Origin of the sequence: Rhodoferax sp. UBA5149, assembly GCF_002413825.1 — a bacterium.
Taxonomy (GTDB): domain Bacteria; phylum Pseudomonadota; class Gammaproteobacteria; order Burkholderiales; family Burkholderiaceae_C; genus Rhodoferax.
This window is the reverse complement of sequence record NZ_DHXT01000012.1, coordinates 14,229-21,090: the sequence shown is the minus strand read 5'-3', so window position 1 is coordinate 21,090 and position 6,862 is coordinate 14,229. Positions and strand designations below refer to the sequence as shown.

At 57.1% G+C, this 6,862-nt stretch carries 6 protein-coding genes and 1 pseudogene; 3 read left to right on the top strand and 4 right to left on the bottom strand.

The window, feature by feature from the left end:
- From B3V69_RS00920 to dnaA, 4 genes and pseudogenes are all read right to left on the bottom strand, one after another.
- A pseudogene (locus B3V69_RS00920) lies at positions 1 to 142 on the bottom strand (transposase); the annotation flags it as partial.
- Between the two features lie 117 nt (positions 143 to 259).
- Entirely contained in the window at positions 260 to 2,863 is a 2,604-nt protein-coding gene (gyrB, locus tag B3V69_RS00915) for a DNA topoisomerase (ATP-hydrolyzing) subunit B (protein WP_296442936.1), read from the bottom strand.
- Between the two features lie 105 nt (positions 2,864 to 2,968).
- On the bottom strand, positions 2,969 to 4,075 hold the full coding sequence (dnaN, locus tag B3V69_RS00910) for a DNA polymerase III subunit beta (RefSeq protein WP_296442934.1): 1,107 nt from the start codon (positions 4,073 to 4,075) through the stop codon (positions 2,969 to 2,971).
- 91 nt (positions 4,076 to 4,166) lie between these two features.
- Complete coding sequence (gene dnaA / locus B3V69_RS00905; RefSeq protein WP_296442932.1) at positions 4,167 to 5,579, bottom strand: chromosomal replication initiator protein DnaA; 1,413 nt, start codon at positions 5,577 to 5,579, stop codon at positions 4,167 to 4,169.
- 255 nt (positions 5,580 to 5,834) lie between these two features.
- Here dnaA and rpmH point away from each other — a divergent pair, with 255 nt between their 5' ends.
- Genes rpmH through yidD form a run of 3 tightly spaced genes read left to right on the top strand, consistent with a single transcriptional unit; the run spans position 5,835 to position 6,739 of the window.
- Complete coding sequence (gene rpmH, locus B3V69_RS00900) at positions 5,835 to 5,969, top strand: 50S ribosomal protein L34 (protein WP_066096666.1); 135 nt, start codon at positions 5,835 to 5,837, stop codon at positions 5,967 to 5,969.
- Positions 5,970 to 6,023: 54 nt separating this feature from the next.
- Positions 6,024 to 6,470, top strand: a complete 447-nt coding sequence (locus tag B3V69_RS00895) for a ribonuclease P protein component (RefSeq protein ID WP_296442924.1) — start codon at positions 6,024 to 6,026, stop codon at positions 6,468 to 6,470.
- Positions 6,467 to 6,739, top strand: a complete 273-nt coding sequence (gene yidD / locus B3V69_RS00890) for a membrane protein insertion efficiency factor YidD (RefSeq protein WP_296442922.1) — start codon at positions 6,467 to 6,469, stop codon at positions 6,737 to 6,739. The genes B3V69_RS00895 and yidD overlap by 4 nt, the downstream gene beginning before the upstream one ends.
- The last annotated feature ends 123 nt before the right edge of the window (positions 6,740 to 6,862 follow it).

Here is a 6,862-nt window from a genome sequence, read left to right as displayed (position 1 = left end):
CGGCCAGTGCCGCCTCGGCAGTGGGAGTGGTGTAGATCGGCTTGATGGCCGCAGCCAAGGGCTTTCGATCCTTCCAACTGGCGTAGTCCAGGCTGTTGCGTATCAAGTGCACGATGCAGGTTTGCAGCGTTGTGGCGGGGTAGCTTTGGCCAACAAGAACGCACGCATTCTGTGGGTCTGGAGAAAAACTCTCACGCTCTCAGTCCCAGAATTTTTCGCTAACTTGGCACAGTTTTCACTTTTCGTGTCACCCGACAACTCAAATATCGATATTCCCCGCGCGAAGTGCGTTGGTCTCGATGAACTCCCGACGCGGCTCGACTTCGTCACCCATCAGCATGGTGAACACGCGGTCGGCTTCAATCGTGTCGTCGATCTGTACCTTGAGCAGGCGGCGCACGGTGGGGTCCATGGTGGTTTCCCAGAGTTGCAAGGGGTTCATCTCGCCCAGGCCTTTGTAGCGCTGGCGCGATGTGGCGTGTTCGGCCTGCGCGATCAGCCAGGCCATGGCTTCGCGGAAGTCGGCCACTTTTTCTTCTTTTTGGCGCTCGCCTTCGCCCCGCATCACTTTGGCGCCTTCGTTTAGCAGGCCCTTGAAGGTGTTGGCCGCCTCGGCCAGTGCCGCGTAGTCGGCGCCGTGCACAAAGTCTTGCGTCAGCACGCTGCTCTTGACGTTGCCGTGGTGGCGGCGGCTGATGCGCAGAATGGGTTTGTCGTTACGCACGTCAAACTCACCGGCGACTTCGGCATCCGGTAATTTGGCTTGCAGCGCAGCGGCTGACGCTTGCGCATCAGCAACCGTGTCCAGGTTCAGGGCGACGCCGTCGGCCACCGAGCGAAGGGCTTCGGCGTCCATGAAATTGCGCAGGCGCGCAATCACGGCTTGGGCCACCTGGTGCTTGCGCGCCAGTTCGGCCAGCGTGTCGCCGCTGATCGTTGTGCCGTTCTCGCCGCCGGTATGGACGGATGCGTTCACCAGTGCAATGCGCATCAGGAAAGTGTCCAACGCAGGGGCGTCTTTCAGGTACAGCTCTTCCTTGCCCGCCTTGACCTTGTACAGCGGTGGCTGTGCAATGTAGATATGGCCACGCTCAACCAGCTCGGGCATCTGGCGGTAGAAGAAGGTCAGCAGCAGCGTGCGGATGTGGGCGCCGTCAACGTCGGCATCGGTCATGATGATGATGCGGTGGTAGCGCAGCTTGGCGACATTGAAGTCGTCATTGCCGGTGGTGCCTCCGGCCTTGCCGATGCCGGTTCCCAGGGCCGTGATCAGGGTCAAAATTTCATTGCTGGTCAGCAGTTTTTCGTAGCGGGCTTTCTCGACGTTCAAAATCTTGCCGCGCAGCGGCAGGATGGCCTGGAATTTGCGGTCGCGGCCTTGCTTGGCCGAACCCCCTGCCGAGTCGCCCTCGACGATGTAGATCTCGCACAGCGCCGGGTCTTTTTCCTGGCAGTCGGCCAGCTTGCCGGGCAGTCCCATGCCGTCGAGCACGCCCTTGCGGCGCGTCATGTCGCGCGCCTTGCGGGCGGCCTCGCGGGCGCGAGCGGCCTCAATGATCTTGCCGACGATGATTTTGGCGTCGGCCGGGCGCTCCTGCAGGTAGTCGTACAGCAGTTTGCTCACGATGTCTTCCACCGGACCGCGTACTTCGGAGCTCACCAGTTTGTCTTTGGTCTGGCTGCTGAACTTGGGCTCGGGCACTTTCACGCTGAGCACGCAGCACAGGCCCTCGCGCATATCGTCCCCGGTGACTTCCACTTTGGCTTTTTTCGCCAGCTCGCTGTCATCGATGTACTTGTTGATGACGCGCGTCATGGCGGCGCGCAAGCCGGTCAGGTGAGTGCCACCATCGCGCTGCGGTATGTTGTTGGTGAAGCACAGCACCTGTTCGTTGTAGCCGCTGTTCCATTGCATCGCCACCTCGACACCGATGTTGGTGTTCTGGTCGCTTTGACGGTCGCCCATGGCGTGGAAGATATTGGGGTTCAACACCGTCTTGCCTTTGTTGATGAAGTTGACAAAGCCTTTGACGCCGCCGGCCCCCGAAAAGTCGTCTTCCTTGCCGGTGCGCTCGTCTTTCAGGCGAATTTTGACGCCGTTGTTCAAAAAACTGAGTTCACGCAGACGCTTGCTCAAAATTTCGTAGTGGAAGTCAGTGTTGGTCTGGAAGATTTCCAGGTCCGGCAGAAAGTGAACTTCGGTACCGCGCTTTTCGGTATCGCCAATCACCTTCATGGGGGACACTTCGACGCCGTTCACCACCTCGACGATGCGGTTCTGCACAAAGCCCTTGCTGAACTCCATCACATGCACCTTGCCATCACGGCGGATGGTCAGACGCAGCATTTTGGAGAGGGCGTTGACGCAACTCACGCCGACGCCGTGCAGGCCGCCGGAGACTTTGTAACTGTTCTGGTTGAACTTGCCGCCCGCGTGCAGCTCGGTCAGGGCAATCTCCGCCGCCGAGCGTTTGGGCTCGTGCTTGTCGTCCATCTTCACACCCGTGGGAATGCCGCGCCCGTTGTCCACCACGCTGACCGAGTTATCGGAATGGATGGTCACCAGGATGTCATCGCAGTGGCCCGCCAGTGATTCGTCGATCGAGTTGTCCACCACCTCGAACACCAGGTGGTGCAGGCCGGTACCGTCCGAGGTGTCGCCGATGTACATGCCGGGGCGCTTGCGCACCGCCTCCAGGCCTTCCAGAATCTGAATCGAGCCTTCGCCATAGGCCTCGGAAGCGCCGACTTGGTGCGCGTCGATGGTCGGCTGGAAGTTGGAGCTGTCAGTGCTTCCTTCACCCGTATGAACGGCATCCTCACCGTTTTCCGGGGTTTGAACTGGCTTGTTTTCTTCGGTCATGGCTAACTTCTTTAACGATTTCTCAAACTCTTGAATGACCAAACCCGCAATGAACTTCTCGTTCATCGCGGGTTCGGGTTTTGCATTGCTACAAATCTTATGGCACTAAATACGCATGGGCATCACCACGTATTTGAAGGTCGCGTTGTCAGGGATGGTGAACAGGGCCGAGCTGTTGCCGTCAGACAGCTCCAGTTTCACCATTTCCTGGCTCATGTTGGCGAGCGCATCAATGAGATAGGTCACATTGAAGCCGATCTCGATGCTGTCACCGCCGTAGTCAATATCGAGCTCGTCCACAGCCTCTTCCTGCTCAGCGTTGTTGGACGCCACACGCAGGGTGCCGGGGTCAATGTTCAAGCGCACACCCTTGAACTTGTCACTGGTCAGAATAGCAGTGCGCTGCAAGGTCGCCAGCAGGGCCGCGCGGCCCAAGGTAATGCTGTTTTTGTGGTTTTTGGGAATGACACGGTTGTAGTCGGGGAACTTGCCTTCGACCAGCTTGGTGACAAACTCCATGTCGTCAAAGCTGAACTTGGCCTGGTTGTTGGCAAATCGCATTTCAATCGCGCCTTCTGCGTCGCTCAACAAGCGCTGCAGTTCGATCACGGTTTTGCGCGGCAAAATAACTTCTTGTTTGGGCACCTCGACGTCCAGCGTGGCAGAGGCAAAAGCCAGGCGGTGGCCATCCGTGGCGACCAGACTGAGTTGATTGCCTTCGGCGACGAACAGAATGCCGTTGAGGTAGTAGCGGATGTCATGCACGGCCATGGCAAACGAGACCTGGCTCAGCAGGTCTTTCAGTGTCTTTTGCGGCACGCTGAACACGGGTCCGAAGTTGGCGGCCTCCTGCACCAACGGGAAGTCTTCGGTCGCCATGGTTTGCAGCGTAAATTTGCTTTTGCCGCCCTTGAGGATGAGCTTGGCCGCGCTCGATTCCAGCGATACCGTCTGATCCGACGGCATGGTGCGCAGAATATCGATCAGCTTGCGTGCACCGACGGTGGTGGTGAAGTTGCCTGTGTCGCCATCCAGTTCAGCCGTGGTGCGAATCTGGATCTCAAGATCGCTGGTGGTGAGTTGCAGTGATATGCCCGTTTTACGAATCAACACGTTGGCCAGAATGGGCAAGGTGTGCCGGCGCTCGACGATGCCCGCAACCGATTGCAATACCGAAAGAACTTTGTCTTGTGTGGCCTTCAGGACGATCATGTCAACCTCTTGTTAAATATCTTCAATTCAATAACGTGCAGGGGAGCGCATTTTTGCAAATTTCGCCATTTTCCCCTTTTTATTCCTGCTATCAGCCTTTGAGCGTTTGTTCCAGCACGTGAAGTTGCTGGTTCAGCTCGGTCATTTGCTGGCGCTCACCGCCAATCTTGCGTACGGCGTGCAAGACGGTGGTGTGGTCGCGGCCGCCAAACAATTCTCCTATTTCCGGGAGACTTTTTTGTGTCAGCTCTTTGGCCAGGTACATGGCAATCTGGCGTGGCCGGGCAATGCTGGCAGGCCGCTTTTTGGAATACATGTCCGCAATTTTGATCTTGTAGTAGTCGGCCACCGTTTTCTGGATGTTCTCCACCGAAATCTGGCGGTTCTGGATCGACAGCAGGTCGCGTAGCGCCTCACGCGCCAGCAGAATCGAGATTTCTTTCTGGTTGAAACGGGAGTAGGCCAGAATCTTGCGCAATGCGCCTTCCAGCTCGCGTACGTTGGAACGCACATTTTTAGCCACGAAGAAGGCCACTTCTTCCGGCATGTCGATGCCTTCAACCCGTGCCTTGTTGATCAGAATGGCGACCCGCATTTCCAGCTCGGGCGGTTCGATGGCCACCGTCAGTCCCGAATCAAAGCGCGACACCAGGCGCTCGTGGATATCCGTCAGACCCTTCGGGTAGGTGTCACTGGTCATCACGATGTGCGATTTTTTGGCCAGCAAGGCCTCGAAGGCGTTGAAGAATTCTTCCTGGGTGCGTTCCTTGTTGGCGAAGAACTGAACGTCATCAATCAGCAGCAGGTCCAGCGAGTGGTAGCGCTCCTTGAATTCGTCAAAAGTCTTGCGCTGATACGCCTTAACCACATCTGACACAAACTGCTCTGCATGAATGTAGAGAACTTTGGCGGTCGGCCTGTCGGCGAGCAGGCGGTTGCCCACGGCATGCATCAAGTGGGTTTTGCCCAGACCGACGCCACCGTAGATAAAAAGAGGGTTGTACAGGTGCCCCGGCATGCCGGCCACGTGCATGGCTGCCGCGCGCGCCATGCGGTTGGCGGTACCTTCAATCAGGGTGTCAAAGGTCAGCGCCGTGTTGAGCCGGTTCTTGAGACCGTTGGGGGTTCGTTCTTCCCCCAATTCGGCCGACTCATCCATCGGGATGGGTTCAACTGAACGCTGAGGTGCATAGCTTTTGGCAATAGGTTCGCGCGGAGCGAGCGCTAACTCCATCCGAATGGGTTGACCCGAAAACGTTTCCAGCAGGGTGGAGATACGGTTGCTGTATTGAGCCCTGATCCAGTCCAGTTTGAACCGGTTGGCGACATAGATGGTGACCTTGGAGAGGTCGTCCGTGATCTGTGCTGAAAGGGGTTTGATCCAGGTGTTGAACTGCTGTTCCGGGAGCTCCTGTGCCAGTTGGTCGATGCAAGTTTGCCACAGGCTTTGCCCAGCGCCATGGCCTGCGGAACCAGGTTGGCTGGCGTATTGTCCCTCTGTCATTGTTCGTACCAGCTTCTGTGGATAGTTGTAAATTGCCGCGCCCTGAATTGTAATTTATCAAGAATTTATCCACAAGCCGCGAAAACCTGCCGACAGCGCTCGCATGACAATCGGTACGTAATGCATGGTGTTGCCGGGATTGAGAAAATTTGCGATAATCTCGGGTTCCCCCGATTGTGTTGGGGGAGACAAGACAGCGGCCCACACTTATTTAAGGCGTGATAGGCCGTCATTGAGCCCTTTAGGATTTCCAAAATGAAACGCACTTACCAACCCTCCAAGATCAAACGCGCCCGCACTCACGGTTTTCTGGTTCGCATGAAAACTCGCGGCGGCCGTGCTGTGATCAACGCTCGTCGCGCCAAAGGCCGCAAGCGTCTGGCTGTTTAATTCAGGCTGTCCGCATAACGCGCAGCTGACTTGCCATTCTGGCACTGCCTCAAATTGCAGCGACTGAAAACGCGAAGCCAGTTTCAGGCGGTACTGGCTGGCGGCACTGTAGCTCGTACGGCCCATTTCGCTTTGCACTGCGCGGCGCTGAACGTGCCGATGGTCGAACAGAAACAAACTGAGCCTTCAACGGCGCCTCCACTGGCGCTTTTTGTCGTGCAGGACGTGTGGATGGGTGCCATGGTGCCCAAACGTTGGGCCAAGCGAGCCGTCACGCGCAATGCCATCAAGCGTCAAATTTACGGTGTTAGCGTCGATTTTGAGTCGGCGCTTCCCGTGGCCGCCCATATCGTGCGCTTGCGTTCAGGGTTCGATCGCAAACAATTTGTCAGCGCCACGTCCGAAGAGCTCAAGGCCGCCGTTCGCCTGGAGTTGCAGCAATTGTTTGCACGCGCCGCGACCCGCCCGTCTTTGCCTGCTATTAAAAACGAAGCGCCATGATCAAGATCTTGCTGATCGGTCTGGTCAAAGGCTACCGTTTGCTGCTCAGCCCGTGGCTGGGCTCGTCCTGCCGGTTTGAGCCCACCTGTTCCGCCTATTCATTGCAGGCCCTGCAAATGCACGGTGCGGCGGCGGGCAGCTATCTGACGCTGGCGCGTCTGGTACGCTGCCATCCCTGGTGCGTCGGCGGGCATGATCCCGTTCCGCCCCAAAAACCCCGGCTCTTTACCCAGCTGATTCCCTCCTCCACTGAAAAGAAGTCTTCATGAACGATATTCGCCGCACCATTTTGTGGGTGATTTTTGGTTTTTCCATGGTTTTACTATGGGATCAGTGGCAGGTTTATAACGGTCACAAAGCCACCTTTTTTCCCGGTTCGGCCAAAACGGCTG